The 26,986-nt window shown below is 71.6% G+C and carries 24 protein-coding genes; 17 read left to right on the plus strand and 7 right to left on the minus strand.

What is annotated here, in order from left to right; translation table 11 throughout:
- The first annotated feature begins 210 nt into the window (after window positions 1-210).
- The 8 genes from murB (at window position 211) to recN (ending at window position 10,842) form a co-directional block, all read left to right on the plus strand.
- On the plus strand, window positions 211-1,164 hold the full coding sequence (gene murB, locus ABLE88_RS22670) for a UDP-N-acetylmuramate dehydrogenase (protein WP_348834110.1): 954 nt from the start codon (window positions 211-213) through the stop codon (window positions 1,162-1,164).
- A 339-nt stretch (window positions 1,165-1,503) separates the two neighbouring features.
- Window positions 1,504-2,424, plus strand: coding sequence for a D-alanine--D-alanine ligase (locus ABLE88_RS22675; protein WP_348834112.1), 921 nt, complete (start codon window positions 1,504-1,506; stop codon window positions 2,422-2,424).
- On the plus strand, window positions 2,391-3,365 hold the full coding sequence (locus ABLE88_RS22680; protein WP_348834113.1) for a cell division protein FtsQ/DivIB: 975 nt from the start codon (window positions 2,391-2,393) through the stop codon (window positions 3,363-3,365). The genes ABLE88_RS22675 and ABLE88_RS22680 overlap by 34 nt, the downstream gene beginning before the upstream one ends.
- On the plus strand, window positions 3,362-4,690 hold the full coding sequence (gene ftsA / locus ABLE88_RS22685; protein ID WP_348834115.1) for a cell division protein FtsA: 1,329 nt from the start codon (window positions 3,362-3,364) through the stop codon (window positions 4,688-4,690). Before ABLE88_RS22680 ends, ftsA begins: the two co-directional genes overlap by 4 nt.
- Before the next feature lie 88 nt (window positions 4,691-4,778).
- Entirely contained in the window at window positions 4,779-6,692 is a 1,914-nt protein-coding gene (ftsZ, locus tag ABLE88_RS22690; protein WP_348834117.1) for a cell division protein FtsZ, read from the plus strand.
- Window positions 6,693-6,986: 294 nt separating this feature from the next.
- A complete protein-coding gene (gene lpxC / locus ABLE88_RS22695; RefSeq protein ID WP_348834118.1) occupies window positions 6,987-7,922 on the plus strand; it encodes a UDP-3-O-acyl-N-acetylglucosamine deacetylase in 936 nt (311 codons plus the stop codon).
- A 364-nt stretch (window positions 7,923-8,286) separates the two neighbouring features.
- Window positions 8,287-9,141 carry an outer membrane protein assembly factor BamD gene (locus ABLE88_RS22700; RefSeq protein WP_348834119.1) on the plus strand — a complete coding sequence of 285 codons (855 nt, stop codon included), beginning with the start codon at window positions 8,287-8,289 and terminating at the stop codon, window positions 9,139-9,141.
- A gap of 6 nt (window positions 9,142-9,147) precedes the next feature.
- A complete protein-coding gene (gene recN, locus ABLE88_RS22705) occupies window positions 9,148-10,842 on the plus strand; it encodes a DNA repair protein RecN (protein ID WP_348834120.1) in 1,695 nt (564 codons plus the stop codon).
- Between the two features lie 94 nt (window positions 10,843-10,936).
- Here recN and arfB read toward each other — a convergent pair whose 3' ends face one another.
- The gene (gene arfB, locus ABLE88_RS22710; protein ID WP_348834121.1) at window positions 10,937-11,359 is read right to left on the minus strand and encodes an alternative ribosome rescue aminoacyl-tRNA hydrolase ArfB; all 423 of its coding nucleotides are present in this window, start codon (window positions 11,357-11,359) and stop codon (window positions 10,937-10,939) included.
- 172 nt (window positions 11,360-11,531) lie between these two features.
- The gene (gene olsB, locus ABLE88_RS22715) at window positions 11,532-12,674 is read right to left on the minus strand and encodes a l-ornithine N(alpha)-acyltransferase (RefSeq protein WP_348834122.1); all 1,143 of its coding nucleotides are present in this window, start codon (window positions 12,672-12,674) and stop codon (window positions 11,532-11,534) included.
- Between the two features lie 657 nt (window positions 12,675-13,331).
- Between olsB and ABLE88_RS22720 the strand changes: the two genes are divergently transcribed.
- The gene (locus ABLE88_RS22720) at window positions 13,332-13,943 is read left to right on the plus strand and encodes a hypothetical protein (RefSeq protein WP_348834123.1); all 612 of its coding nucleotides are present in this window, start codon (window positions 13,332-13,334) and stop codon (window positions 13,941-13,943) included.
- A 249-nt stretch (window positions 13,944-14,192) separates the two neighbouring features.
- Here the strand turns inward: ABLE88_RS22720 and ABLE88_RS22725 are convergent, their stop codons facing one another.
- A complete protein-coding gene (locus ABLE88_RS22725) occupies window positions 14,193-15,725 on the minus strand; it encodes a YifB family Mg chelatase-like AAA ATPase (RefSeq protein ID WP_348834124.1) in 1,533 nt (510 codons plus the stop codon).
- A 141-nt stretch (window positions 15,726-15,866) separates the two neighbouring features.
- Between ABLE88_RS22725 and ABLE88_RS22730 the strand changes: the two genes are divergently transcribed.
- Window positions 15,867-17,138 (plus strand): MFS transporter, encoded by a 1,272-nt coding sequence (locus ABLE88_RS22730; protein WP_348834125.1) that lies wholly within the window; start codon window positions 15,867-15,869, stop codon window positions 17,136-17,138.
- 93 nt (window positions 17,139-17,231) lie between these two features.
- Complete coding sequence (locus tag ABLE88_RS22735; RefSeq protein WP_348834126.1) at window positions 17,232-18,008, plus strand: class I SAM-dependent methyltransferase; 777 nt, start codon at window positions 17,232-17,234, stop codon at window positions 18,006-18,008.
- Window positions 18,009-18,058: 50 nt separating this feature from the next.
- Here the strand turns inward: ABLE88_RS22735 and ABLE88_RS22740 are convergent, their stop codons facing one another.
- Window positions 18,059-18,370, minus strand: a complete 312-nt coding sequence (locus ABLE88_RS22740) for a polyhydroxyalkanoic acid system family protein (RefSeq protein WP_348834128.1) — start codon at window positions 18,368-18,370, stop codon at window positions 18,059-18,061.
- An 18-nt stretch (window positions 18,371-18,388) separates the two neighbouring features.
- A complete protein-coding gene (gene gshB, locus ABLE88_RS22745; RefSeq protein WP_348834130.1) occupies window positions 18,389-19,336 on the minus strand; it encodes a glutathione synthase in 948 nt (315 codons plus the stop codon).
- A 197-nt stretch (window positions 19,337-19,533) separates the two neighbouring features.
- On the opposite strand from gshB, the gene lgt reads away from it, so the two are divergent.
- The 6 genes from lgt to ABLE88_RS22775 all read left to right on the plus strand — a co-directional run bounded on the left by lgt (window position 19,534) and on the right by ABLE88_RS22775 (window position 24,620).
- The gene (gene lgt / locus ABLE88_RS22750) at window positions 19,534-20,352 is read left to right on the plus strand and encodes a prolipoprotein diacylglyceryl transferase (RefSeq protein WP_348834131.1); all 819 of its coding nucleotides are present in this window, start codon (window positions 19,534-19,536) and stop codon (window positions 20,350-20,352) included.
- The gene (locus ABLE88_RS22755) at window positions 20,349-21,437 is read left to right on the plus strand and encodes a class I SAM-dependent methyltransferase (RefSeq protein WP_348834133.1); all 1,089 of its coding nucleotides are present in this window, start codon (window positions 20,349-20,351) and stop codon (window positions 21,435-21,437) included. The genes lgt and ABLE88_RS22755 overlap by 4 nt, the downstream gene beginning before the upstream one ends.
- Window positions 21,437-22,204 carry a peptidoglycan editing factor PgeF gene (gene pgeF / locus ABLE88_RS22760; protein WP_348834135.1) on the plus strand — a complete coding sequence of 256 codons (768 nt, stop codon included), beginning with the start codon at window positions 21,437-21,439 and terminating at the stop codon, window positions 22,202-22,204. Before ABLE88_RS22755 ends, pgeF begins: the two co-directional genes overlap by 1 nt.
- Window positions 22,205-22,254: 50 nt before the next feature.
- The gene (locus ABLE88_RS22765) at window positions 22,255-22,812 is read left to right on the plus strand and encodes an RBBP9/YdeN family alpha/beta hydrolase (protein WP_348834136.1); all 558 of its coding nucleotides are present in this window, start codon (window positions 22,255-22,257) and stop codon (window positions 22,810-22,812) included.
- An 81-nt stretch (window positions 22,813-22,893) separates the two neighbouring features.
- A complete protein-coding gene (locus ABLE88_RS22770) occupies window positions 22,894-23,490 on the plus strand; it encodes a hypothetical protein (protein WP_348834137.1) in 597 nt (198 codons plus the stop codon).
- Between the two features lie 176 nt (window positions 23,491-23,666).
- A complete protein-coding gene (locus tag ABLE88_RS22775) occupies window positions 23,667-24,620 on the plus strand; it encodes a ribose-phosphate pyrophosphokinase (RefSeq protein WP_348834138.1) in 954 nt (317 codons plus the stop codon).
- 20 nt (window positions 24,621-24,640) lie between these two features.
- Here ABLE88_RS22775 and otsA read toward each other — a convergent pair whose 3' ends face one another.
- Window positions 24,641-26,095: an alpha,alpha-trehalose-phosphate synthase (UDP-forming) gene (otsA, locus tag ABLE88_RS22780; protein WP_348834290.1), complete on the minus strand. Its 1,455-nt coding sequence runs from the start codon at window positions 26,093-26,095 to the stop codon at window positions 24,641-24,643.
- Between the two features lie 20 nt (window positions 26,096-26,115).
- On the minus strand, window positions 26,116-26,895 hold the full coding sequence (gene otsB, locus ABLE88_RS22785) for a trehalose-phosphatase (protein WP_348834139.1): 780 nt from the start codon (window positions 26,893-26,895) through the stop codon (window positions 26,116-26,118).
- Window positions 26,896-26,986 lie beyond the last annotated feature (91 nt).

Raw genomic sequence — 26,986 nt, forward strand, 5'->3', positions numbered from 1 at the left:
GGCTCTTTTCCGCCGCGGGCGGAGCCTTGGGCATTTGCCTGCTGCGCAGGAGCCCTGCGCTGGGCCCCGGATCTGCGCTCCGGCTGCGCCGTCGCTGGTCCGGGGGACAAGGCGCCGCGCTTGCCCTTCCCGCCGGCATGTGGGAGAGGCAGGCCGCCGGCCGGGCCGCCTCGCGCGGCGGGAGACGCCGGCCCGCACGATGGGACGTTCATGGTGGCTGAGGGACAGGCGGCGACCGCGCCGGGCGGCGCCATTCTTGCGGAGGCGCTGAAGGCGGCCATGCCGGCGCTGCGCGGCACGCTCCAGGCCGGGGTATCGCTGGCCGACCTCACCTGGTTCCGGGTGGGCGGCCCGGCCGAGGCGCTGTTCCTGCCGGCCGATGCGGACGACCTCGCTTATTTCCTCGCCCGGCTGCCGGCCGCGGTGCCGGTGACCGTGATCGGCCTCGGCTCCAACCTCATCGTCCGGGACGGCGGCGTGCCGGGGGTGGTGATCCGGCTCGGGCGCGGCTTTTCCGAGGTCGAGGTGGAGGGCATGCGCATCACCGCCGGCGCCGCGGTGCCGGACGTGAAGGTGGCGCGCGCGGCCGGCGACGCCGGCATCGCCGGCTTCTCCTTCCTGCGCGGCATCCCCGGCTGCATCGGCGGCGCGCTGCGCATGAACGGCGGCGCCTATGGCGGCGAGACCAAGGACGTGGTGGTGGCGGTCGAGGCGGTCACCCGCGCAGGCGAGAAGGTGAAGCTCTCCAACGCCGACATGGGCTATTCCTACCGCCACAGCGCGGTGCCGGACGACCTGATCTTCACCCGCGCTGTGTTCGAGGGCCGGCCCGGCGACATGGAGGTGATCGCCGCCGAGATGGCGAAGATCACCGAGAGCCGCGAAGCCACCCAGCCCATCAAGAGCCGCACCGGCGGCTCCACCTTCAAGAACCCGCCGGGCACCAGCGCCTGGAAGCTGGTGGACGCCGCCGGCTGCCGCGGGCTCGTCATGGGCAACGCCCAGGTGTCGGAGCTGCACGCCAACTTCCTGATCAATCTCGGCGGCGCCACCGCGGCCGAGATCGAGGGCCTCGGCGAAGAGGTGCGCCGCCGGGTGCGCGAGACCAGCGGCGTGACGCTCGACTGGGAGATCAAGCGCGTCGGCGTGCCGAAGGACGGATAGGCGGCGCGCGGGCGAAGCCGGAGCCGTTCCCGGACAAGCGACAGCGAAGCCGGAGCGCCGATCCGGGGTCCAGCGCAAGGTTCCGCGCAGCGGCCATATCCGCAGCGGCCTATGGGAATGGAGCCGCCTTCGGCGCATTCTTGCGCTGGGTCCAAGCTCTCCTTCCGCGGGCGCTGCCGTCGGCCGGGACCCATGGCAGGCGCCTGGTGCGCGCGGGCGGTGGCATCCGGGCGCGGCGCCCATTATGGATTTGGAGAGGGTTCGGCGGTGCAATGCGTGCCGCCGGACGGCTGCGGCGCGCCTCGGCGCGTCCGCGCGGCGCATGAGGGACCAGACGAGATGGCGAAACACGTGGCGGTGCTGATGGGTGGCTGGTCCGCCGAGCGCGAGGTGTCCCTGAGGTCCGGCGCCGCCTGCGCCGCGGCGCTCGAAGCCGAGGGCTACCGCGTCACCCGGGTCGACGTCGGCCGCGACGTCGCCGAGGTGCTGGCGCGGCTCGAGCCCGACGCGGCGCTCAACGTGCTGCACGGGCGCCCCGGCGAGGACGGCACCATCCAGGGCATCCTGGAGATCCTGCGCATCCCCTATTCCCATTCCGGCGTGCTCGCCTCCGCCCTCGCCATGGACAAGGCGCAGGCGCGAATCACCCTGGCGGCCGCCGGCGTGCCGGTGGCGGCGGGGCGCACGGTCTCGCGCGCCCAGGCGGCGGCCGGCCATGTGATGGAGCCGCCATACGTGCTCAAGCCGATCTGCGAGGGATCGAGCGTCGGCGTGTTCATCGTGCGCGAGGATCAGGCCCACCCGCCCCAGGAGCTCACCCGCCCCGACTGGTCGTTCGGCGAATTGCTGCTGGCGGAGCGATTCGTGCCCGGGCTCGAGCTCACCTGCGCGGTGATGGGCGAGGCGGCCCTCGGCGTGATCGAGATCGAGGCGACGCAGAAGTTTTACGATTACGAAAGCAAGTACGCGCCCGGCGGCTCGCGCCACATCCTTCCGGCCCGGATTTTACCTGAAGTTTACCAGCACGTGCGGATGTTGAGCGTGACGGCGCACCGAGCTCTCGGCTGCCGGGGGGTGTCGCGATCCGACTTCCGCTATGACGACCGCTCGGGGGATGCCTCCGGCATCGTCTGCCTGGAGGTCAACACCCAGCCCGGAATGACCGAGACCTCGCTCGTGCCCGAAATGGCTGCCCATGCGGGCATCTCGTTCGGTGAGCTTGTGAAATGGATGGTCGAGGACGCGTCGCTCCAACGCTGAAGCCGAACAGGCCCGCGGCGCCGCGTCCGGCGAGCGTGCCGCCGGACCGGCACAAGCGCCTGCCGCCCGAGCCCCGGCCCGCAAGCCGCCTCCAGCTCCTGCTGCGCCGGCTCTCGGTGCGCCTCGCCGCATCGAGCCTCGGCCGGCGCGGGGCGAGCCTTTTGACGGTGGCGGTGATCGGCGGCTTCGCGCTCTACGGCACCGTCATCGGCGGCCATGGGGAGGAGGCCAAGGCGATCGGCCTCGACATCGCCGACGCCGCCGCCAACATCGCCGGTTTCAAGGTGGTGCAGGTGAACCTGTCGGGGCAGAACCACGTCACCCCGGCGGCGATCCTGGAGGCCGCCGGCATCAAGCCCTCGACCTCGATCCTGTTCGTCCATGCGGACGAGACCCGCGTGCGGCTCGAGGCGATGCCCTGGATCCAGTCGGCGAGCGTGCGCAAGTTCTATCCTGACCGCATCGACATCGCGATCACCGAGCGGGTGCCGTTCGCGCTCTGGCAGATCAACCGCGAGCTCAACGTGATCGGCCGCGACGGCCGGATCATCGCTCCTTATTCGGACGATCCGCGCTACATCAACCTGCCGATCGTCGTCGGCGAGGGCGCCGACAAGCAGGTGGGCGAGATCGTCGACGCTCTGGCCCGCATGCCGGTGATCGCCGACCAGGTGCGCGCCGCGATCCTGGTCGCCGAACGGCGCTGGACGCTGAAGATGCGCAACGGCATCGACGTGCGCCTGCCCGAGGACGGGCTCGAGGCCGCCCTCGCCCAGCTCGCCGATCTTGACCGGGAGAAGAAGCTGCTCTCCCGCGACATCACCATCATCGACCTGCGCCTTCCCGACCGCGTCGCGGTGCGCCTGTCCGACGCGGCGGCGGACGCGCGCGCGCAGGCGATCAAGGCCAAGGCGAAGGCGAGGAAGGGAGGCGCCACATGAGCAGGCACAGGCTCGCCCAGGGCTTCGCCCCGAAGATGCGGCCGCTGCCGCCGCGCAAGAGCGGCATCGTCGGCGTGCTCGATATCGGCACCGGCAAGGTGGTGTGCGCCATCGCCCGGCTGAAGCCGCGCGGCGCCTCCGACGTGCTCACCCGCCGCACCCATGCGGTGGACGTGCTCGGCATCGGCCACACCCGCGCCCACGGCATCAAGGGCGGCGCGGTGGTGGACATGGCCAAGGCCGAGCTCGCCATCCGTCAGGCGGTGGACATGGCCGAGCGCGCCGCCGGCGTGCAGATCGCCTCCGTCGTGGTGGGCGTCTCCGGCGGCCGCCTCGCCTCCCAGCATTACGAGGCGGCGGTGCGCGTCGCCGCGCCCGCGGTGGAGGAATTCGACATCCGCCGCGTGCTGGAGGCCGCCTCCACCTACGGGGTGGGCGACGGCCGGGCGGTGATGCACGCGCTCCCCGTCGGCTATTCGCTCGACGGGCGGCGCGGCATCGGCGAGCCGTGCGGCATGCTCGGGCGCGAGCTCGGCGTCGACATGCACGTCATCACCGCCGATCTGACGGCGCTGAAGAACCTCGTTCTGTGCATCGAGCGCTGCCACCTCTCCATCGAGGCCATGGTCGCGGCCCCCTATGCGGCGGCGCTGTCCTCGCTCACCGACGACGAGATGGAGCTCGGCGTCACCCTGATCGACATGGGCGCCGGCACCACCACGTTCGCGATCGTCCAGGGCGGCCACTGCATCCATGTGGACGGCATCGCCATCGGCGGCCAGCACATCACCAACGACGTCGCCCGCGGACTTCCCGCCCGCCTTGCCGACGCCGAGCGCATGAAGGCGCTGCACGGCGCAGTGGTGGCGGTGTCTTCCGACGACCACGACATGCTCACCGTGCCGCCGCTCTCGGGCGAGCCGCGCGACCAGCCGCACATGGTGCCGAAGTCGCGCCTCGTCACCATCGTGCGCCCGCGCGCCGAGGAGATCGTCGAGCTGATTCGCGACCGGCTGAAGGCCACCGGCCACGCCTCCGACGCCGGCCGGCGCATCGTCCTCACGGGCGGGGCGGCGCAGCTCCAGGGGCTGCCGGACCTCGTCGCCCGGGTGGTCGGGCCGCAGGTGCGGATCGGCCGCCCGCTCGGCGTCTCGCGCCTGCCGGAGGCCGCGCGCGGCGCCGCCTTCGCGGTCACGGCGGGGCTGCTCGTCTATCCGCAGGTGGCCGGCCTCGAGCATTTCGAGCCGCGCCGCCGGCAGGCCGCCGGGGGCGAGACGGCGGGCTATTTCGGCCGCGTGGGGCGCTGGCTGAAGGACAGCTTTTAGACATGGTTAACCAACATTGGCGTAGAAATTTACCCAGTCACGATTCGTAGCGTGAGCCGCGTAGGGTCGGGTTCGACGGAGCAACAGCATGACGATCAATCTTCAGATGCCCGACATTCGTGAGCTTCGTCCGCGGATCACGGTGTTCGGTGTCGGCGGTGCCGGCGGCAACGCCGTCAACAACATGATCGAGGCCGGCCTCAACGGGGTCGAGTTCGTGGTGGCCAACACCGACGCCCAGGCGCTGGCGCTGACCAAGGCGCAGCGCGTGGTGCAGATGGGCGTGGCGGTGACCGAGGGCCTCGGCGCCGGCTCCCAGCCGGAAGTCGGCCGCGCCGCCGCCGAGGAGGTGCTGGACGAGATCCGCGACCACCTCTCCGGCTCCCACATGGTGTTCATCACCGCCGGCATGGGCGGCGGCACCGGCACCGGGGCCGCCCCGGTGGTGGCCCGCGCGGCGCGCGAGCTCGGCATCCTGTGCGTCGGCGTGGTGACCAAGCCGTTCCACTTCGAAGGCGCCCGCCGCATGCGGGTGGCCGAGCACGGCATCAACGAACTGCAGAAGAGCGTCGACACGCTCATCGTCATCCCGAACCAGAACCTGTTCCGGGTCGCCAACGAGAAGACCACCTTCGCCGACGCCTTCGCGATGGCGGACCAGGTGCTCTATTCCGGCGTCGCCTGCATCACCGATCTGATGGTGAAGGAAGGCCTCATCAACCTCGACTTCGCCGACGTGCGCGCCGTGATGCGCGACATGGGCAAGGCGATGATGGGCACCGGCGAAGCCTCGGGCGACAAGCGCGCCCTGCAGGCGGCGGAAGCCGCCATCGCCAACCCGCTCTTGGACGAGACCTCCATGCGCGGCGCCGGCGGCCTGCTGATCTCCATCACCGGCGGCAAGGACCTCACCCTGTTCGAGGTGGACGAGGCGGCGACCCGCATCCGCGAGGAGGTGGACCCGGACGCCAACATCATCCTCGGCGCCACTTTCGACGAGAATCTGGAAGGCATCATCCGCGTCTCGGTGGTGGCCACCGGCATCGACCCGGCGGTGATCCCCGAGCAGGTGATCCCGGCGGACCGCTTCCCCGAGCTGCAGGGCATGCAGGGCCGCAAGATGTCGAACGCCGGACGCGCCGCCGTGGAGGCGACCCGCGAGGCGCAGATTCGCCATGCGGTGGCGGCCATTTCCGCGGAGGACCTGATCGGCCTCGAGGCGGAGACCGCCGGGCTGGTCGGTCATGACGACGCCTTCGCGCCCGAGCCGCCGCGCCAGGAGCGCGGTGCCGTGGCGATCGACGACGTGACGATCCGCCAAGCGGCGCCCAAGCCCTCCTTCTTCGTCGAGCCCGAGGCCGCCCCGGCGGCGCCGGCGCCCATGGAGGACGACTTCGCCCCCTATATCCCGCCGCAGGGCCAGCGCCCGCGCCCGCCGCGCATGCCGCGGCTGGAGGAGCTGCCGCTGCCGGCGCAGAACCAGATCCGCGCCCAGCGCGGCGAGGCACCCGTGGCCGAGATGCAGACCGACAAGAAGCGCATGAGCCTGCTCCAGCGGCTCGCCAATGTCGGCCGCCGCGAGGAGCCGGAGGCCGAGCCGCAGCCGCGCCGCGAGCAGCCCAGCATGCGCGCCCCCGGCCGCCCTGCGGAGGGACGTCCAGAAGGCCGCGCCATGGAGCAGCGCCCGCAGCGCCCGCCGATGGCGCCGCCCGCCGAGGGCAAGGGCGAAAATCGCGCGACGGACCCGCGCGCCGGCGAGCGCCGCCCGCGTCCCCAAGGCGAGCGCCCCCAAGGCGAGCGCCCCATGGGTGAGCGCCCCATGGGTGAGCGTCCCATGGGTGAGCGTCCGACGCTGCCCCAGCGCCCCGGCGATCCGGTGTCCGAGTTCGCCAAGCGGCCTCCCGCCCGCCCGGCGGCCGAGGTGCCCCAGCGCGCCATGCCCCACGCGGACGAGGACGAGCAGCTGGAGATTCCCGCCTTCCTGCGCCGCCAGGCCAATTGACGGTCCGTCGGCAGGTTACAGAAGGCCCTGGGGCTGCCCGCACGCGGGCCCCCAATTCATTGAAATTTAATGATAATTTCAATTACCGTCGTGGTAACAGGCGGTAAGCAAGCGTGATTTGGCGCCGCAGCCCCATCCGACTACGGTTCACCCAACGCCTCGGCGATTCACCGGTTCCGCATGTTTCCGATTTATTCGGAAAACCTCGGCGAAAGTGGGAACGCAAGGTGATGTTTTGGGGGTGGGATGTGGGCAGCCTTCGGGTTGCCCGTTCCCGAAAGAACGGTGCGGAACATGCAGACCACGCTCGCTCGTGAGATCGCTTTGAAGGGGGCCGGCGTGCATGCCGGCGTCGAGGCGACCGTCACTTTGAAGCCCGCGAGCGCCAATACCGGTTTCGCCTTCGTCCGCACCTTCGCCGATCAGGCCCCCCGCAAGGCCACCGTCTCCCACAAGTCCGTCCAGGCCACCGACCTTGCCACCGTGCTCGGCGACCGCTCGGGCGCCCTGGTCTCCACCGTCGAGCACCTCCTGTCCGCCTTCGCCGGCCTCGGCGTCGACAATGCGACGGTCGAGATCGACGGCCCCGAGGTTCCGATCCGGGACGGCAGCGCCGCCGATTTCGTGGACGCCATCGACGACGCCGGCGTCGTCGAGGTGCGCGGCCGCCGCAAGTATCTCAAGGTCCTCAAGCCGATCCGGGTGGAAAACGGCGCCTCCTTCGGCGAGCTCGTGCCTTACGACGCCGGCTTCCGCCTCGAGGTGGAGATCGACTTCGCCCACGAGGCGATCGGCCGCCAGCGCTTCGCCGCCACCATGAACCCCTCGGTGTTCCGTCGCGAGCTCGCCGGCGCCCGCACCTTCGGCTTCCTGAAGGACGTGGAGCGCCTGCGCGCGGCCGGCTATGCCCGCGGCGCGGCCCTCGAAAACACCGTCTGCCTGGACGATGCGGGCGTGATCAATCCGGAGGGCCTGCGCTTCTCCGACGAGTTCGTGCGCCACAAGGCGCTCGACGCGGTGGGCGATCTGGCGCTGGCCGGACTGCCGCTGCTCGCCCGCTACCGCTCGTTCCGCGGCGGCCACAAGCTGAACTTCGCGGTGGTGGACTCCCTGCTCGCCGACCGCGCGGCCTTCGCCGTGGTCGAAGAGGCCGCCCGCCCGGTACGCGACACTGTCGGTGTCGAGATGGGCGTCTCCGCCCCGGTGCCGGTGTTCGCTCCGGACATCTGAGCGCCTCGCGCGCAGCTTCATCAACCTCCTCGCCCGGCGGCACCGCTCCGCCGGGTTTTTCCTTTTTGGGCCGGGAAAACCGCACCCCAAGCACGCCGGGCGCCGCCGGCGCTCCATGCCGGAGCGGCGCGCACCGGCACTTGTGACCCCCACGACACACCCTCTTCAGGGAAATGCTTTGCCGGGCCGCCGCCGCCACAATACCGGCCGAAAAATCCCCTACCCGCCTTGAAGGCGAGGCGCGGGCGGGCCGGCAGCCGAGAGCGGGGGCTGGGGACGGGGGGAATCGCGACGTGATTTCCTTCATCGCCAGGCTCCTATAGAAACCCTGCAGCCCAACGGCGCGGCACGGAAACGGATCGTGATGGCATCTTCGACCGAAGCTCACACGTCGCGCGCGAGCCTCAGGGGCGCCCTGTGCGCCCTCTCGCTCGCCTGCACGCTGCTGCTGTCCGCCTGCGCCAGCGACAAGGACGACGTGCTCATCCCCGACGAGCCGGCGGAAAAGATCTACAATGAGGGCCTGACCCTGCTGCGCAAGCAGGAGCCCGACAAGGCGGCGGCGCGATTCGAGGACGTGGACCGCACCCATCCCTATTCGGAGTGGGCGCGCAAATCGCTCCTGATGGCCACCTATTCCTATTTCGAGGCGGGCAAGTACGACGAGGCCATCACCACCGGCCGGCGCTACGTGGCGCTCTATCCCGGCTCGCAGGACGCGGCCTATGCCCAGTACCTCGTCGCCTCCTCGCTGTACGAGAACATTCCCGACATCACCCGCGATCAGCGCAAGACCCGCCAGGCGCTCGAGGCCCTCGAGGACGTGATTCGCAAGTATCCCAACACGGAATACGCCGCCACCGCCAAGCGGAAGATCGAGGTGGCGCGCGACCAGCTGGCCGGCAAGGAGATGATGATCGGCCGCTATTATCTTGAACAGCGCAACTACACGGGCGCCATCAACCGCTTCAAGGTGGTGGTCACGCAATACCAGACCACCCGGCAGGTGGAGGAGGCGCTGATGCGCCTCACCGAGGCCTACATGGCCCTCGGCGTGGTGAGCGAGGCGCAGACGGCGGCCGCGGTTCTGGGCTATAATTTTCCCAACAGCACGTGGTACAAGGACGCCTACAAACTGGTCTCCGCGGGCGGTGCCACGCCCCAGGAGAACAAGGCGTCCTGGATCAGCCAGGCATTCAAGAAGATGGGGCTCGGCTAAAGGTCCATGCTCTCCTCGCTCTCGATCCGGGACATCGTCCTTATCGAGAAGCTCGATCTCTCCCTTGCGGATGGGCTTACCGTCCTCACCGGCGAGACGGGAGCGGGCAAGTCGATCCTGCTCGATGCCGTCTCCCTCGCCCTCGGCGGGCGCGGCGACGGGGCGCTGGTGCGCCATGGCGCCCAGAAGGGTCAGGTGACCCTGGCCTTCGACCTCGCCCCCGACCATCCCGCCCACGACATCCTCGCCGGCGCCGATCTGCCGGACGAAGGCCCGCTGGTGATTCGCCGCGTGCAGATGGCGGACGGGCGCACCCGCGCCAGCGTCAATGAGGAGCAGGTGAGCGTGCAGACCCTGCGGCTCATCGGCGCGAGCCTGATCGAGCTGCACGGCCAGCACGACGACCGCGCCATGGTGGACGCCTCCACCCACCGGGCCCTGCTCGACGCGTTCGCCGGCGTCTCGGATGCGGCGGCGGGTCTCGGCAGCCTGTGGCGCCTGTGGCGCGACGCGCTGGACAATGCCCGCGCCGAGCGCGCCCGCATCGCCGCGGCGGAGAAGGAGGCGGACTTCATCCGCCACGCGGTGGAGGAGCTTTCCGCCCTTGCTCCCAAGCCCGGCGAGGAGACGCAGCTCGCCGAGCGGCGCTCGGCCATGATGCGCGCCGAGAAGATCGCCGGCGACCTCACCGAGGCGCTCGATGCGGTCTCCGGCGGCGCCTCGCCCGTCCCCGCGCTCGCCGGCGCCGTGCGCCGCCTGGAGCGGCGCGCCGGCGAGGCGCAGGACGTGGTGCGCCCGGCGGTGGAGGCCATCGACCAGGCGCTCAACGCCCTTGAACTGGCGCGCGGCCACCTGGAGGCCGCGCTCGCCGACGCGGCTTACGAGCCGGCGGAGCTGGAGCGCATCGAGGAGCGGCTGTTCGCCTTGCGCGCGGCGGGCCGCAAATACGCCTCCCCGGTGGACGACCTGCCGGCGGTGGTGGCGCGCTTCACCGCCCAGCTGGAGCGCCTGGACCAGAGCGTCGCCTATCTCGCCGGCCTCGAGAAAGTGTGCGCCGACGCCGAGGCCGCCTACCGCGCCGCCGCCGACCAGCTCTCCCGGGGCCGCCATGCCGCCGCCCGGCGCCTCGACGATGCGGTCGGCGCGGAGCTCGCGCCCCTGAAGCTCGAGCGCGCCGCCTTCATCACCAAGGTGGAGAGCGATCCCGCCGCCGCCGGGCCGGACGGCTACGACCAGGTGGAATTCTGGGTGCGCACCAATCCGGGCACGCGGCCCGGCCCGCTGATGAAGGTGGCCTCGGGCGGCGAGCTCGCCCGCTTCCTGCTGGCGCTGAAGGTGGTGCTGGCGGACAAGGGCTCGGCGCCCACTTTGGTGTTCGACGAGATCGACACCGGCGTCGGCGGCGCCGTGGCCGATGCCATCGGCCAGCGCCTCGCGCGCCTCGCCGGCAAGGTGCAGGTGCTGTGCGTCACCCATGCGCCGCAGGTGGCGGCGCGGGCGCGGCACCATCTGCTGATCGCCAAGGGCTTTGCGGACGGCGGCGCCGGCGCGCTTGCCGACGCCGAAGCGCCGGTGACCACCTCCGTGGCGGTGCTCGATGCGCGCGACCGGCGCGAGGAGATCGCCCGCATGCTGGCCGGCGCCACGGTGACGGCGGAGGCCCGCGCGGCGGCGGAGCGGCTGCTGAAGACCGCGCGCTAGCTTTCGAAGTCGCGGATGCGCGCGGATGGCTGCTGCCGGCGCATCGCCGGCCGGACTCTCGCCGCGGCCCTGCGCGAAATCTCCGCGGCGCGCCTCACTCCTGGCCCGGCTTGTCCTGCCTCAAGCTCTTCACCGCGCCGCGGCGCGCCTTGGCGTCGAGCCGGCGGGTCTTGGAGCCGAGGGTCGGGCGGGTGGGACGGCGCGGCGGGTCGACCTTCAGCGCCGCGCGCACCAGCTCCACGAGGCGTTCGATCGCGTCCTCGCGGTTGCGCTCCTGGGTGCGGAAGCGCTGGGCCTGGATCACCAGCACGCCCTCGCGGGTCAGGCGTCGCCCGGCCAACGCCGAGAGGCGCAGCTTCACCGGCTCGGGCAAGCTCGGCGAGCCGGCCACGTCGAAGCGCAGCTGCACCGCGCTCGACACCTTGTTCACGTTCTGCCCGCCGGGCCCGGAGGCGCGCACGAAGGCGAGCACGATCTCCTCCTCGGGGATGCGGATGCGGGGCGATATCTCGATCATGATTCGAAGCTTCCGGGCCGCCGCAGCATAAGCGGTTCCCGGCGCGCCCGCATGCGCCGGCGCCGCGGGCGCGCTGTCGGGGCGCGGTGCGTCCCCGGAGCCGCCGCGGCCGCAAGCGCCGGCCGGCTCAGACGGTCCGGCGCGCGAACGGCGCGGCCCTATCGCGGAAGGCTCAGATGGCGTGCCGGTTGGCGGTGGGGCCGAAATGCTCCACGTAGCGCGGGCTCAGCGCCGAGACCGGCAGCATGATCAGCACGTCGGTGGTGCCGAACTGATGGTCCACCACCGCGCCGTCGCCCACATAGCCGCCGAGCCGCAGATAGCCCTTGATCAGCGGCGGCAGCGCATGGAGCGCGGCCTTGGGGTTGATCTCGGCCTTCGGCAGGCGGTCCATGGCGGTGTAGCGACGCTCCACCGCGCGGGCGCGCCATTCCTCGGGCGCGCGGGCGTTGTGGTGGAGGAAGGACAGCGGCAGAGCGAGCGCATCCGGGTCGGTGCCCTCGAGGCTGGCGCAGCCGAACATCACGTCGATCTTGTTGCGCAGGATATAGGTCCACACGCCGTGCCAGAGCAGCTCCACCGTGCGCTTGTTGCGGTAGGGCTTCAGCACGCAGGAGCGGCCGAGCTCCAGGAACTTCAGGCCCGGATGAGCGGCGATGATGCCGGAGACGTCGAACTCGCCCTGGGTGTAGAAGCCGCCGTGGCGCTGCGCCACCTCCTGCTTCAGCAGGCGGTAGGTGCCGACCACCTTGGGCTTGCGGCGCCCGAGCACCACCTTGCCGGCCTCGTGGTCGAGCACCAGGATGTGGTCGCAGATGGTGTCGAAGCTGTCCATGTCGCGGCGGGCGAGCCGGGTCGCGGCGTCCGGCACCGCGGCCATCTCCTCGTAGAACACCTTGTAGCGCAGGCGCTGGGCGCGGCGCACGTCGCGCGCGGTGCGGGCGAGCCGCACCTCCAGCGGGCCGAGCCGGCCGAGCACCACGCTCGCCTTCTGCGGCACCGCCTCGCGGTGGCGGATGCCCGAATAGGCGCGGAAGTCGGTGACGAGCTTCTGCGGGTCCGGCAGGAGCGGCTTGGGGGGCAGGTCCGTCTTGTCCGCCGAGAGCTTGTCGGCAAAGAAGGGAAAGGCCGAGTCCTTGCCGAACCACGGCTGCGGGAACAGCGGCGCACCGAACGGCACCGGCTTCTCGCCGAGCTTGTCGGACGCCGGCTTCAGGCCCGGCCACTTGGCGAAGCTCTCCTTGGCGACGTCGATCCCGCGCCCCACCAGCGCCGGAAAGTCAAAGCCCGGATCGTTCTGTCCGATGCGTTTCATGGCAACGACCCCCTCCCTCGGGCCGCCGCGGGCGGACTGCGCGAGCTTGCGCTCCCGCCCCTCCCCGGTGTCAAAGGGCATCCCGTGTCTCGACGCGCAGCCACACGCGACGGCGTGTACGGCTGCGCGCCCATCCCCTGCCGGTTGTACGCCGGGTGATCGAGATGAACACCATAGTTTTCGGACGGCCGTGTGACAATCTTTCTCGCCCATTCGAGCCGTTCCAGGCGGCCCTCCCTCGCGCCTCGGGAGCGCGCGGCGCGAGGAGGGCCAAGGCCTTGTGTCGGTTCGCCGAGGGCCGCGACTGACGCAAGGTCATGCCGAAAAGCCCGGCGACGGCTGACAGGCCGCTCGGGGCGGGCCGCCGCACCCATGGCGGCGCACGAATCGCGCCCGTCGGCGGCCGCCAAGGACCGTGCGGCGTCCGGCCGACGGCACCATCCCGGCCCCGCCCGCCCCCGCTGCGGCGCCGCCCCTCCCCCGCGCCCGCACAGACGGCCCGTTCGCGAAAGATGACGCGCCTGATCGCGCCGCAGGGCGCCGACCTGCGCGGCGCGACTTGCGCGCGGGCATTGCCCCGCCGCACCGCCGATGCTAGCGGCTCGGGGGCAGGCCGCTGGCATCGCGCCAGCCTCTCCGTCCATGGGGCACCTCACGATGACGTCTCGCCGCATCTTCTTCGCCCGCGCCGCCGCGCTGCTCGCGGGCCTCGCCGCCGTGACCGCGCCCGCGCTGGCGCAGCCGCGTCCCACACCCGCGAACGTGACCGCGGTGACGCTTCCCGGCGTCGGCCCGGTGAACATCCTCACCTACAACGCCGCCTTCGTCTCCGGCGACCCCGCCACCCGGCGCGTGGTGCTCGAGGCCCCCAACGGGCGGCGCTGGGCGGTGGTGGTGCCGGCGCTCTATGCGGACGTGCTGAACATGCCCGTGGGCCAGAACCTCGTCATCCGCGTGCTGCCCGGCGTGGTGACGGCGCTCGGCAAGGCGCGCCAGGGGCGGCCGGGCGAGGTGCTGGCGGAGGAGGTGCTCGACGCCGGCCTGCCGGGCTGGCCGCAGGACTTCGGCGTGCGCAAGGTGACCATGACGACGATCTTCGTGGCCATCGACCGGGCCGCGGGCACGGTGACCTTCGAGGGCCAAGACGGCCTCGCGCGCACCATGGCCGCCACCGATCCCAAGGTGCTGAACGACCTGCAGCAGGTGCAGCCGGGCGACCTCGCGCAGATCTCCTATTTCGAGGGCCTCACCGTCAACGCCGTGCGGTGAGCGGCGGGCGCGAAAGCGGCCCGGAGGGAAGCGGCGCGCCGGGCAAGCGGGCGGCGGGGCCCCGCCCCGCGACCCGGATCCAGCGAATGGCCTCAGCGCGCAGTGTTGGCGCGTGCCACAAGTGCGTGCCGTTGGCGCGTGCCGTTGGTGCATGCCTGGTGGCTGCCCCGAACGGGCCCCGGGGCGCGGGCCGGGCCGACGCGAACGCCAGCCGGCGGTCGAGCCCGTGAGCGATGACGCCCGCCCGCCTCAGGCCGCCGCGCGCGGGCGCTCGGCGGCGGCGCGGTAGGCCAGCGCCTCGGCCAGATGGCGCCGGCCCACGGCGTCCGCGCCGTCGAGGTCCGCCAGCGTGCGCGCCACCTTCAGCACCCGGTGATACCCGCGGGCGGACAGCCGCATGGCATCCGCCGCATCCTTCAGCAGCGCCGCGCCGGCGCCGTCCGGCCGCGCCACCGCGTCGAGCAGCGGGCCGGAGGCGGCGGCATTGGTGCGCACCTCCGGCCGGTCGAGGGCGGCATAACGCTCGGCCTGGATCTCCCGCGCCATGGCGACCCGCGCCGCCACTTCGCGCGAGCCCTCGGCGGGCGCCGGCAGAACCAGGTCCGAGGCGGAGACCGCGGGCACCTCCAGATGGATGTCGATGCGGTCGAGGAACGGCCCGGAGAGCCGCGCCTGGTATTCGTCGGCGCAGCGCGGCCCCCGCTTGCAGGTGAACCCCGGCTCCCCGGCGCGCCCGCAGCGGCAGGGATTCATGGCGGCGATCAGCTGGAAGCGGGCGGGATAGGTGACGCGGTGGTTGGCCCGGGCGATCAGCACCTCCCCGCTCTCCAGCGGCTGGCGCAGGCTGTCGAGCACCTGGGGCGTGAATTCCGGCAGTTCGTCGAGGAACAGCACGCCATTGTGGGCGAGCGAGACCTCGCCGGGCCGCGCCTTGATGCCGCCGCCCACCATGGCGGCCATGCTGGCGGAATGGTGCGGGGCGCGGAACGGGCGCCGATCCAGCACGGCGCCATTCTCGAGCGCGCCCGCCACCGAGGCGATCATGGACACGTCCAGCATCTCGGCCGGCGAGAGCGGCGGCAGGATGGAGGGCAGGCGCTGGGCGAGCATGGACTTGCCCGCCCCCGGCGGCCCGACAAACAAGAGATTGTGCCCGCCGGCGGCCGCCACCTCCAAAGCCCGCTTGGCCGCCTCCTGGCCGCGCACGTCCCTGAGGTCCAGCGCCGCCACCGAGGGCTCGCCCATGCGCGGCTCCGGGCGGGACATCACCTGGCGGCCCGAGAAGTGGTTGGCGAGCGCGATGAGCGAGACCGGCGCGAGAATGTCCATGTCCGGGCTCGCCCACGCCGCCTCCGCCCCGCAGGGCGCGGGACAGATGAGCCCGTGCCCGCGCGCATTGGCGCCGATGGCGGCGGGCAGCACGCCGGCCACCGCCGCCAGCGTGCCGTCGAGGCCGAGCTCGCCCACCACGGTGAAGCCCGCGAGCGCGTCCGCCGGGATGGCGCCGATGGCGGCCATGAGCCCGAGCGCGATGGGCAGGTCGTAGTGGGAGCCTTCCTTGGGCAGGTCCGCCGGGGCGAGGTTGATGGTGATGCGGCGCGCCGGCAGCGCAAGGCCGGAGGCGATGAGCGCCGCGCGCACGCGCTCCTTGGCCTCGGTCACCGCCTTGTCCGGCAGGCCGACGATGGTGAAGGCGGGAAGGCCGGCGGCGACGTGCACCTGCACGTCCACGGGGCGCGCCTCCACGCCCTCGAACGCCACCGTCGCCACGCGCTGGATCATGCGCGCCCCCTGAAGCCCATGATTGCGGAAGGCTACCGGAGCACGCGGAACGGCGCAAGAACGAATTAAGAACATCGATTGCCCATTCCCTCGCGGGCGAACCGCGCTTAGGGTGCGGCGCCGGTACCGGGGGAGGCTGACATGGGGGCGACGCGGTTCCGCTACGTGGTGGTGCTGCTCCTGTTCATCATCACGATGGTGAACTATGTGGATCGCGCCGCCATCTCCTACGCCATCCCGGCGATGGAGGCCGAGCTCGGCCTGTCCAAGCTCGATGCCGGCACCATCCTCGGCGCCTTCGGCATCGGCTATGCGGTGACCACCCTCGTCGGCGGCTTCGCCGTGGACCGCTACGGCGCGCGCGCCGTGCTCGCGGTGGCGGCACTCATGTGGAGCCTGTCCATCGGCCTCACCGGCGTCGCCACGGGCTTCTTCACGCTCTATCTCGCGCGCACGCTGCTCGGCGTCTCGGAAGGGCCGAACTTCCCGGCCATGACCGGCGCGCTGGCGCGCTGGCTGCCGCCCGATCAGCAGGCGAGCGCCCACGGCTATGCGCTGCTCTCGGTGCCGGTGGCGCTCGCCATCGGCGGACCGATCGTCACCCAGCTGCTGGCGTTGCTGGACTGGCGCTGGACCTTCGGCGTCCTGTTCGCGCTCTCGGTGGGCTGGGTGCCGCTGTGGTATGTCCTGTTCCGGGACGATCCCGCCCGCTCGCGCCACGTGAACCCGGCCGAGCTGGCCGAGATCCGCGCCGGGGCGGCGGCGCCGCCGCCGGCGGCGCGCATCTGGCCCGAGCGCGCGATGCTGCGCGCCTTGCTCACCAACCGGACGCTGCTCGCCAATTACTGGGCGTTCTTCGTGTTCGGCTACTTCCTGTTCTTCTTCATGAGCTGGCTGCCGAGCTACCTGCATCTGGTCTACAAGCTCGAGCTCACCACGGTCGGCGCCTTCACGGTGGTGCCCTGGCTCGCCGCGGCGGTGGCGCTATGGGCGCTGGGGCGCTGGTCGGACCACCTCCTGAAGACCACCGGGCGGCTGCGCGTGGCGCGCTCCTACCTCATCGCCGGCACCCAGTTCGTGGCGGCGCTGGCGGTGGTGCCGGTGGCGTTCGCCGACAATCTGTGGGTGGCGATCGCCGGCATCACGGTCGCGGTGGCCGCCTCCATGGGCGCCAATGCCACCTATTACGCCGTCAACGTGGACATCGTGCCCGCGCGCGCCGCCACGGCGCTCGGCATCATGGATTTCGCGTTCGCGCTGGCGGGCTTCATCGCCCCGGCGCTGACCGGCTTCGTGCTCCATCTGCGCGGCTCGTTCACCGACGGCTTCCTGCTCATGGCGGTGCTCGCTCTGTCCTCGGTGGTGGTGATGCTGCTGTTCCACCACCCCGACCGCGACCGCAGGGCTCATTGAGGAGCCCTGCGCCGCGCAGGCTTGCGCGCGCGGGGCCGGCGGGCTGAAATCCGCCGCCGCGCGCCGCCGCGCCGGCCCGCCGGGAGCCCATCCATGTCGTCACGCCCTTCCGCCACGATCCAGGACCTGGTGGCGCGCCAGTTCGGCCCGCAGGCGAACGCCTATGTGACGAGCGCGGTCCACGCCCAGGGCGAGGACCTGGAGGCGCTCGCGCGCCTGCTGGAAGGCCGCGCCGGCGCGCGCCTGATCGATCTCGGCTGCGGCGGCGGGCATGTGAGCTTCACCGCGGCGCCGCACGTCAGCGAGGTGGTCGCCTGCGACCTGTCCGCGGAGATGCTGGCGGCGGTGGCCGCCGAGGCGAAGCGGCGCGGCCTCGCCAACATCGCCACCGCGCAGGGCGTCGCCGAGCGCCTGCCGTTCGCCGACGCCAGCTTCGACATCGTCGTCTCGCGCTACAGCGCGCACCATTGGGCCGACGCGGCGGCGGGCGTGCGCGAGGCGCGGCGCATGCTGAAGCCCGGCGGCCTGGCGGTGTTCATGGACGTGATCGCCCCCGAGAACGCGCTGCTCGACACCTTCCTGCAGACCATCGAGATGCTGCGCGACCCCTCCCACGTGCGCGACTATGCGGCGCGCGAGTGGCGCGCGTTCGCCAAGGAGGCCGGCTTCGCGGTGGCGCAGGAGACGCCGCGGCGGCTGCGGCTCGAATACGGGCCGTGGATCACCCGCATCGGCACCAGCGCCGTCAACGCCGCCGCCATCCGCTCGCTCCAGGAGGGCGCCAGCGCCGAGGTGTGGCGGCATTTCGAGATCGAGGCGGACGGCACCTTCACGTTCGACACCCTCACCCTCGTGCTGAAGGCGGTGTGAGCGGCGGGGCGGGCCCGTTTGTGTTTCGATAGCCCCGCTGCGCCGGCCCGCTACTTCTTCTCCAGCAGGATCTGCCCCTGCTTCATCACCAGCTCCTTGGCCTTGTTGGCCAGCAGGGAGAGGAAGAAGGGCAGCTCCACCGACAGGTTCACCGCCTCGTCGAGCACGTCCAGCGTGCCCGAGGCGTGCTGTCCCATGACGGCGATGCGGAAGTCCAGGTGGCCGTCGGTCCAGCGCTCCTCGACGATCTCCACATGGCTCCCGAAGCGGTCGCGCACGGTGCTGAGCCCGTTCTGGAGCCGGCGCGTCGCTTCCTCGCGGCCGAGCTTGTGGGGGACGGAGGCGGTGAAGGGTTGGGCCATGCGTTCGAACTCCAAAATTCACTGCGCGGCGCGCTTTTCCTCGATCCTGTCCCAGATCTGGGCGGCGATATCGGGCCCGCCCAGGCGCTTGATGGCGCGCAGGCCGGTGGGCGAGGTGACGTTGATCTCGGTGAGGTTGCCGTCGATCACGTCGATGCCGACGAAGATCAGGCCCATCTTTTTCAGCGACGGGCCGATGCGGGCGCAGATCTCCTGCTCGCGCGCCGTGAGGTCGGTGGGCTTGGCCGCCCCGCCGCGCACCATGTTGGACCTGAGGTCGCCCTCGCTCGGCACCCGGTTCACCGCGCCCGCCGCCTGCCCGTCCACCAGGATGATGCGCTTGTCGCCGTGCTTCACCGCCGGCAGGAAGCGCTGGATCACCCAGGGCTCGCGGAAGGTGGTGGCGAACAGATCGTAGAGCGAGCCGAAATTGAGGTCGTCCGCGGCGAGGCGGAACACGGCGGCGCCGCCATTGCCGTAGAGCGGCTTCATCACCACGTCGCCGAACTCGGCCCGGAACGCCTTGATCTCGTCGAGGTCGCGGGAGATCAGCGTCGGCGGCATGAGGTCCGGGAACTCGGTGACGAAGATCTTCTCCGGCGCGTTTCGCACATGGGCCGGGTCGTTCACCACCAGGGTCTGCGGGTGGATGCGCTCCAGAAGATGGGTCGCCGTCACATAGGCCAAGTCGAAGGGCGGGTCCTGGCGCATCAGCACCACGTCCATCTCGGCGAGCGCGATGCGCTGCTTCTCCCCCAGCGTGAAATGGGCGCCCGCCTCGTCCTTCACCGTGAGCGGCTCGACGGTGGCGAACACCACGCCGTCGCGCATGGCCATGCGCTCGGGGGTATAATGGAACAGCGCATGGCCGCGCCGCTGCGCCTCCAGCAGCAAAGCGAAAGTGGAATCGCCGGCGATGTTGATGCGGGCGATGTGGTCCATCTGGACCGCGACCTTGAGAGCCATGGCAATCTCCGGCGCCCGGCGCGGCGGGGCGCGGGCCTTGCGAACGTCGCTTTATCTATAGGGCGCGGCGCCGTCCCGCCAGCGTGCGGGCCGCGTCCCCGCGCGAGGACGGCGCTGCGCCCTGGCGGCTTGACGGCGGCGCCTGCGCCTTGCCACATGGCGCGCGCTTCGGCGGCCACAGGAGAACCGGGGTTCCGATGCCGACCCTCGCCTTGCCCTTCCCCGCCATCGACCCGGTGCTGGTCCAGATCGGCCCGCTCGCCATCCGCTGGTATGCGCTCGCTTACATTGCCGGCCTGGTGCTGGGCTGGCTCTATGCGCGCTTCCTGGTGGCGCGCCCGGCGCTGTGGGGCGGCATTTCGCCCATGCGGCCGCAGGACCTCGACGACGCGCTGTTCTGGGCGACGCTGGGCGTCATTCTCGGCGGGCGGATCGGCTATGTGCTGTTCTACAATCCGGCCTATTTCGCCGCCCACCCGGACGACATCGTCGCCGTGTGGAAGGGCGGCATGTCGTTCCATGGCGGGCTCGCGGGCACCATCCTGGCGTTGGTGCTGTTCGCCCGCGCCCGCGGCATCGCCATCTTCTCGCTGCTGGACGTGGCCGGCGTGGTGGCGCCGCTCGGCCTGCTGTTCGGGCGCATCGCCAACTTCATCAACGGTGAATTGTGGGGCCGCCCGGCCGACCTGCCGTGGGCGGTGATCTTCCCCACCGGCGGCAACATCCCGCGCCATCCGAGCCAGCTCTACGAGGCGGCGCTGGAGGGCCTCGTCCTGTTCCTGGTGATGCTGGTGGTGGTGCGCCTCGGCGGGCTGAAGCGGCCCGGCGTCGCCGCCGGCATCTTCGGCATCGGCTACGGCCTCGGCCGCATCACCGGCGAGTTCTTCCGCGAGCCCGACGCCCAGCTCGGCTACCTCGCCTTCGGCACCACCATGGGCATGTGGCTCTCGGTGCCGGTGGTGCTGGCCGGGCTCGGGCTGCTCCTCTATGCGCTCAGGCGGCGCCCGGCGCCGTGAGCGGACGGCTCGAAGACGAGATCAAGGCGCTGATCGCCGCCGAGGGGCCGATGCCGGTGAGCCGCTTCATGGCGCTCGCGCTCGGCCATCCGCGGCTCGGCTACTACGTCACGCGCGATCCATTCGGCGCCGGAGGCGACTTCGTCACCGCGCCCGAGATCAGCCAGATGTTCGGCGAGCTGGTGGGGCTGTGGGCGGTGGCGCAGTGGCAGGCCATGGGCGCCCCCGCCCCCTTCGCCCTGGTGGAGCTCGGCCCCGGGCGCGGCACCCTCATGGCCGATGCGCTGCGCGCGGCGCGCCTGGTGCCGGAGTTCGGCGCGGCGGCGCGGCTGCATCTGGTCGAGATGAGCCCGACGCTGCGCGCCGCCCAGGGGCGCGCGCTCGGCGCCGCGGCGCCGCAATGGCACGATCGCCTGGAGGACGTGCCGCCGGGCCCCATGATCGCCATCGCCAACGAGTTCTTCGACGCCATCCCCATCGACCAGTTCGTGTTCCGCGACGGGCGCTGGCGCGCGCGGCGCGTCGGCCTTAAGGCAGACGGCGCCCTCGCCTTCGGCCTCGATCCCCTGCCCCACGGCGCCGAGCCCGCGCCGTATGGTCCGCCGGCCGAGGGCGCCGTTCTGGAGCGCATGGTGGAAGGCCCCGCTCTGGCGCTGGCGGGCCGCATCGCCGGGCAAGGCGGCGCGGCGCTGGTGGTGGATTACGGCCATGCGGGCGGCTATGGCGACACGCTCCAGGCCGTGCGCGCGCACCGCTGGGTCGACCCGCTCGCCGATCCGGGAGAGGCCGATCTCACCGCCCATGTGGATTTCGCCGCCCTCGCGCGGCGCGCCCGCGCTTCTGGCGCGCGCGCCTTCGGACCCATCGGCCAAGGGGAATTCCTGGCCCGCCTCGGCCTTGCGCAGCGCGCCACGCGCCTGAAGGCCGGCAAGGACGCGGCGGCGCAGGCGGCTGTGGACGCCGCCGCGCTGCGCCTCGCGGGACACGGCGAGGGGCAGATGGGCGCGCTGTTCAAGGCTATGGTGATCGCCCATGGGGGGCTTGGCGCGCCGGTCGCGTTCGACACCGGCGAGGAGGTCGTGTGATGAAGATCGAGGCGCCGTCGCTCAAGGACCTGCCGGGCATCCGCCATGCCTTCTTCACCCGGCGCGGCGGCGTCTCCACCGGCATCTATGCCAGCCTCAACGGTGGCCAGGGCTCGAACGACGATCCCGCCAACGTCGCCGAGAACCGCGCCCGCATGGCGGCGGCGCTCGGCGTCGCGCCGACCCATCTCGTCGCCTGCTGGCAGGTGCATTCGCCCGACGCCGTGCTCGCCACCGCACCCTGGAGCCGCGAGGATGCGCCCAAAGCCGACGCGGTGGCGACCCGCACGCCCGGCATCGCCGCCGCCGTCTCCATCGCCGATTGCGGGCCGGTGCTGTTCGCGGACCCCGAGGCGGGCGTGGTCGCCGCCGCCCATGCGGGCTGGAAGGGCGCGCTCGGCGGCGTCGTCGCGTCGACCGTCACCTTGATGGAGGCGCAGGGCGCGCGCCGCGCCGCCATCCGCGCCGCCATCGGCCCGCTGATCCGCCAGCCGAGCTATGAGGTGGGCGAGGATTTCGTGGCGCGCTTCCTCGAGGCGGACAAGGCCTTCGCCCGCTTCTTCGCGCCGGCCGAGCGGGCGCACCACGCGCTGTTCGATCTGCCGGGCTTCATCGCGCTGCGGCTGAAGGAGGCCGGCGTCGGCCATGTGGAGGACCTCGGCCTCGACACCTATCCCGACGCCGAGCGCTTCTATTCCTACCGCCGCACCACCCACCGCCGGGAGCCGGACTATGGCCGGCTGATCGCCGCCATCGCGCTCGGGTGAGGCCTTCGATCCCGCAACACGTCCCTTCGAGACCCAGACATCGAGACCCCATGAAATCGTCTGACGTGGACATCCTGGTGGTGCCGGGCTGGCGGGGCTCCGGCCCCGACCACTGGCAGAGCCGCTGGGAGCGCGCGCTCTCCACCGCGCGACGTGTGGACCAGGAGGACATCGAAGTCCCCGACCGCGACGCCTGGACCGCACGCCTCGTAACCGAGGTGGCGCGCGCCACCCGCCCGGTGCTGCTGGTGGCCCATTCCCTGGGCGTCACCACGGTGGTGCATGCCGCGCCGTCATTGCCAAAGGGCAAGGTGGTCGGCGCCTTCCTGGTGGCGCCGCCCGACCTTGAGGCCCTGGCGGCGCCCGCCCTCGGCGCCTTCGCCCCGGTGCCCACCGATCCCCTGCCCTTCCCGTCCTTGCTGGTGGCGAGCCGCAACGATCCCTATTGCGCGTTCGCGCGGGCGGAAGGCTTTGCGCTCGATTGGGGCGCGGCGCTGGTGGATGCGGGCGAGGCGGGCCATGTGAATGCCGAGGCCGGCTTCGGCCCCTGGCCCGAGGGCTCCATGCGCCTGCTCGGCTTCCTGCGGTCCCTGGGACCGGAATCTTAAAGGTTCCTTAACCGTTCTTGTGGACCGCGGTCCTGTTTCCCGCTACCCCTGAGCCTTCGATCACGCGCTCCGAGGGGATGGATGAAGGCCGGACGGTCGAGCGGAGCTCATTTTTTTGAGCGCGCCCTGAGGGTGCTCACCGGCGCCGGCCTGCTCGGCGCGGGCCTGCTGCTCGCCGGCTGCCAGACCGACGGGCTCGCCTCGGGCGGCGGGGCGCTGGCCTTCGACCGGATCGAGGGACCGCCGCCCGCCAGCTTCGACAAGCTCGTGAGCCAGCTTTCCAGCGCCGCCGACGCCCGCAAGGTGGAGGTGGTGTCGCGCCAGCAGGACGCTCCCTACCGCGTCAAGGGCTATCTCTCGGTGCACCAGGACGGCGGCAAGACGTCGGTCGCCTATGTCTGGGATGTCTATGGCCGCGACCGGGAACGCATCGCGCGGATCTCCGGCGAGGAGGCGGTGGCCGCCGCGCGGAGCGCCGATCCCTGGACGGCCTGCACCGATGCCTGCCTCGCCAAGATCGCCGACACCACCATGGCGGGCCTGTCCGAGGCGCTGGGCGGCTCGGCCGCCCCTGCGTCCGCCGCCATCGCCGCCGCGGCGCCGGTCGCCGCCGAGCGGTCCGCGAGCCTCGGCGGCGCGGGCCAGCCTGGCGCCGCGCTCGGCTACGCCGCGCGCTGATCGCGCGCGCTCACCCCGCCGCCCGCCGGCCTTTCCCGACAGGGCACGGCCCGATCGGGTGATGCGACGCCGTCCACCGGCCAATCCACAGTCTGGAGCGGCCTTTACAAAAGCCCGACCGCCCGCCTATCTGAACGTCCCTGCACGGTGGCCCTGCGCGTCGGGCGGAGCACGAAATGTCATCCGAGAACGGTCCCATGAAGCTCGTCGCCGGCAATTCCAACCGCGCGCTCGCCGAAGCCATCGCCGCCTACCTCGCCACCCCGCTCACCAAGGCGGTGGTGCGGCGTTTCGCCGACATGGAGATCTTCGTCGAGATCCAGGAGAACGTGCGCGGCCAGGACGTGTTCGTCCTGCAGTCCACCTCGTTCCCCGCGAACGACCACCTCATGGAGCTCCTGATCATCATCGACGCGCTGCGCCGCGCGTCGTCGAAGCGCATCACCGCGGTGCTGCCGTATTTCGGCTACGCCCGGCAGGACCGCAAGCCCGGCCCGCGCACGCCGATCTCGGCCAAGCTGGTGGCCAACCTCATCACCCATGCCGGGGCCGACCGGGTGATGACGCTCGATCTGCACGCCGGCCAGATCCAGGGCTTCTTCGACATCCCCACCGACAATCTCTATTCGGCCCCGGTGATGGTGCGCGACATCAAGGAGCGGTTCGACATCTCGAACCTCATGGTGGTCTCGCCCGACGTCGGCGGCGTGGTGCGCGCCCGGGCGCTGGCCAAGCGCATCGACGCCCAGCTCGCCATCGTCGACAAGCGCCGCGAGCGGCCCGGCGAGAGCGAAGTGATGAACGTCATCGGCAATGTGGAAGGCCGCTCCTGCATCCTGGTGGACGACATCGTCGATTCGGGCGGCACGCTGGTGAACGCCGCCGAAGCCCTGCTGGCGCGCGGCGCCAAGGAGGTGCATGCCTACATCACCCACGGCGTGCTCTCCGGCGGGGCGGTGGCGCGCATCACCGCGTCCAAGCTCAAGGAGCTGGTGATCACCGATTCGATCCAGCCCACCGAGGCGGTGCGCGTGGCGCGCAACATCCGCGTGGTGTCCATCGCCTCGCTGATCGGCGAGGCGATCGCCCGCACCGCCCACGAGGAATCGGTCTCCAGCCTGTTCGACTGACCGGCCTCGACCGACCGGCCTCAGCCGCGCACGGTGCGCGCGCTTTCCGGCGGCCGCCGCGCGATGCGCACGGCCGGCCGCGGCAGACCGGGCGGGCGGGGCGGATCTTCCAGCGCGGCGAGGAAGCGCTTGGCCCAGCGGTCGATGTCGTTCGGCTCCAGCACCGCCATCATCCGCCCGTAGCGCTCGCGGCGCTCGCGCAGGGGCATCTCCAGGGCCCGCCGCAGGGACTGCGCCATGCCGTCGAGGTCGTGCGGGTTGACGATCAGCGCGCCGTTCGAGAGCTCGTGCGCCGCGCCCGCGAACTGGGACAAGAGCAGCACGCCGGGGTCCTCGGGATCCTGCGCGGCGACGAATTCCTTGGCCACGAGGTTCATGCCGTCGCGCAGCGGCGTGACCATGGCGACGCTCGCGGCCCGGTAGATGCCGGCGAGCGCCGAGCGCGAATAGGTGCGGTTGACGTAGCGCAGCGGCGTCCACGACACGTCGCTGAACATGCCGTTGATCTGCCCCGCTTTGTGCGAGACGAAGCGGTCCATTTCTTGATATTCGGGGACCTCCGAGCGGCTCTTGGGCGTGATCTGCACGTAGGAGACCTTGTCGTGCCAGTCCGGCGCATTGCGCAGGAACCGCTCGTAGGCCTCCAGGCGGTTGGGAATGCCCTTCGAGTAATCGAGCCGATCGACGCCGATGATCAGCTTGCGACCGGAGAGGCTCTCCTTGAACGTCTTCACGAACTGCGAGCGGCTGGCATGGCGCGCGCGGCGCGCAAAGGCCTCGGTCTCGATGGCGACGGGAAAGGCGCCGAGCCGCACCCGCCGCCCGGCCACGTCGTAGCTGTGGCCGTCGGCCGAGGGCTGGCCGCCGCGGGTGTCGAGATAGCGGGCGAAGTTCTCCTTGTCCTGCTGGGTCTGGAAGCCGACGAGATCGTAATAAGCGAGCGCGCCGATGATCTCGCCGTGCTTCGGCAGGGCCTGGATGAGGTCCGGCGGCGGCATCGGGATGTGCAGGAAGAAGCCGATGCGGTTGGCGTGGCCGCGCTCGCGCAGATACTGGGCCAGCGGCATCATGTGGTAGTCGTGGATCCACAGAATGTCGTCGGGGGCGATGATCTTCGCCAGGTGGTCGGCGAAGTTCCGGTTGACCCGGATATAGCCGGAAAGGTCCGCCTGGGCGAACTCCGCGAGGTCGACCCGGTAATGCAGGATCGGCCACAAAACGCGGTTGGCGAAGCCGTTGTAGTATTCCTGATAGTCGTGCTCCTTCAGGTCCACCACCGCATAGGTCATGCGCTTCTGCATGGTGACGACGGGATGGTCGGACGGCGTAGGCGAGATCACGCCGCTCCAGCCGAACCAGATGCCGCCGCGCTCCTTGAGCGCCGCGTTCACCGCCACCGCCAGGCCGCCGGCCTGGATGCGCCGGGCCGGATCGGGCACCGCGACGCGGTTCGACACCACGACGATACGGGACATGCGCTCGCCCGCCGGCTGGATCATCGGCCCGTCCCGCCGGCAAGGGTGGCGGCGAGCCAGGCGCGCACCGCACGGGCATCGGCGAGCACCGCATCCGCCCCCGGCAGCTCCCGTCCCACCGAGATCGCACGCCCGCCATGCGCGCGGGCGGCGGCGAAGCCGGCCTCGTCGGTCACGTCGTCGCCGACGAACACCGGCCGGCGCCCGGCGAAGGGCGGCTGGCGCAGGAAGGCGGCCACCGCCGTTCCCTTGTCGTGCTGCGCCGGCTTCACCTCGAACACCATGTGGCCGGGGAGCACCGCATAACCGCGCCCGGCTGCCTCCACCAGATCGGCGATGGCGGCGCCGAGCGGCGCGCCGGCCTGCGGCGCGGCGCGGTAGTGGACCGCGACGGCGCTCGTCTTGTCTTCCGTGAAGACGCCGTCGAAGCCGCGTGCAAGGTCGTGGAGGCCGAGGCGCAGCCGCTCCGGGAAAGGCTGGGCCTCGCAGTCGACGCCGCCGCCCGCCACGAGCCGCAGCTCCGCGCCGTGCACCCCGGCGGCGGGCAATGCCAGCGGCGCGAACAGCCCGTCGAGCCGGGCCACGGTGCGCCCGCTCACCAGAGCGAGGGCGCCGCCGAACGCCGCCGAAAGGCCCTCGATGAGGCCCACCAGGCCCTCCGGAATCCGCACCGCGTCGGGATGCGGGGCGATGTCGATGAGGGTTCCATCCACGTCCAGGAACAGGGCATGGGTGCCCGGGTCGAGGAGGTGCGGCAGGCGGGGGTCGAGAGCGCGCGCGCGCGCGGCGGACGAATGCATCAAAAAGCCACCTCTCTTGAGCTATGCGGTTTCAACGCCGGGGAGGGTACGAGGTTCCCGTTCCGGGCGCCGGCTTGTCGATGATCGGGCG

The organism is Xanthobacter luteus (genome assembly GCF_040049235.1).
Taxonomy (GTDB): Bacteria; Pseudomonadota; Alphaproteobacteria; order Rhizobiales; family Xanthobacteraceae; genus Xanthobacter.

Coding starts and splice junctions, on each gene's coding strand:
- ABLE88_RS22730 (WP_348834125.1), top strand. CDS start 15,867: ATGGGGGCGACGCGGTTCCGCTACGTGGTGGTGCTGCTCCTGTTCATC.
- arfB (WP_348834121.1), bottom strand. CDS start 11,359: ATGATCGAGATATCGCCCCGCATCCGCATCCCCGAGGAGGAGATCGTG.
- ABLE88_RS22740 (WP_348834128.1), bottom strand. CDS start 18,370: ATGGCCCAACCCTTCACCGCCTCCGTCCCCCACAAGCTCGGCCGCGAG.
- ABLE88_RS22680 (WP_348834113.1), top strand. CDS start 2,391: ATGGATGGTCGAGGACGCGTCGCTCCAACGCTGAAGCCGAACAGGCCC.
- lgt (WP_348834131.1), top strand. CDS start 19,534: ATGCCGACCCTCGCCTTGCCCTTCCCCGCCATCGACCCGGTGCTGGTC.
- ftsZ (WP_348834117.1), top strand. CDS start 4,779: ATGACGATCAATCTTCAGATGCCCGACATTCGTGAGCTTCGTCCGCGG.
- ABLE88_RS22725 (WP_348834124.1), bottom strand. CDS start 15,725: ATGATCCAGCGCGTGGCGACGGTGGCGTTCGAGGGCGTGGAGGCGCGC.
- otsB (WP_348834139.1), bottom strand. CDS start 26,895: ATGCATTCGTCCGCCGCGCGCGCGCGCGCTCTCGACCCCCGCCTGCCG.
- pgeF (WP_348834135.1), top strand. CDS start 21,437: ATGAAGATCGAGGCGCCGTCGCTCAAGGACCTGCCGGGCATCCGCCAT.
- ABLE88_RS22775 (WP_348834138.1), top strand. CDS start 23,667: ATGTCATCCGAGAACGGTCCCATGAAGCTCGTCGCCGGCAATTCCAAC.
- gshB (WP_348834130.1), bottom strand. CDS start 19,336: ATGGCTCTCAAGGTCGCGGTCCAGATGGACCACATCGCCCGCATCAAC.
- ABLE88_RS22765 (WP_348834136.1), top strand. CDS start 22,255: ATGAAATCGTCTGACGTGGACATCCTGGTGGTGCCGGGCTGGCGGGGC.
- ABLE88_RS22700 (WP_348834119.1), top strand. CDS start 8,287: ATGGCATCTTCGACCGAAGCTCACACGTCGCGCGCGAGCCTCAGGGGC.
- murB (WP_348834110.1), top strand. CDS start 211: ATGGTGGCTGAGGGACAGGCGGCGACCGCGCCGGGCGGCGCCATTCTT.
- otsA (WP_348834290.1), bottom strand. CDS start 26,095: ATGTCCCGTATCGTCGTGGTGTCGAACCGCGTCGCGGTGCCCGATCCG.
- lpxC (WP_348834118.1), top strand. CDS start 6,987: ATGCAGACCACGCTCGCTCGTGAGATCGCTTTGAAGGGGGCCGGCGTG.
- ABLE88_RS22720 (WP_348834123.1), top strand. CDS start 13,332: ATGACGTCTCGCCGCATCTTCTTCGCCCGCGCCGCCGCGCTGCTCGCG.
- ftsA (WP_348834115.1), top strand. CDS start 3,362: ATGAGCAGGCACAGGCTCGCCCAGGGCTTCGCCCCGAAGATGCGGCCG.
- ABLE88_RS22735 (WP_348834126.1), top strand. CDS start 17,232: ATGTCGTCACGCCCTTCCGCCACGATCCAGGACCTGGTGGCGCGCCAG.
- olsB (WP_348834122.1), bottom strand. CDS start 12,674: ATGAAACGCATCGGACAGAACGATCCGGGCTTTGACTTTCCGGCGCTG.
- ABLE88_RS22675 (WP_348834112.1), top strand. CDS start 1,504: ATGGCGAAACACGTGGCGGTGCTGATGGGTGGCTGGTCCGCCGAGCGC.
- recN (WP_348834120.1), top strand. CDS start 9,148: ATGCTCTCCTCGCTCTCGATCCGGGACATCGTCCTTATCGAGAAGCTC.
- ABLE88_RS22770 (WP_348834137.1), top strand. CDS start 22,894: ATGAAGGCCGGACGGTCGAGCGGAGCTCATTTTTTTGAGCGCGCCCTG.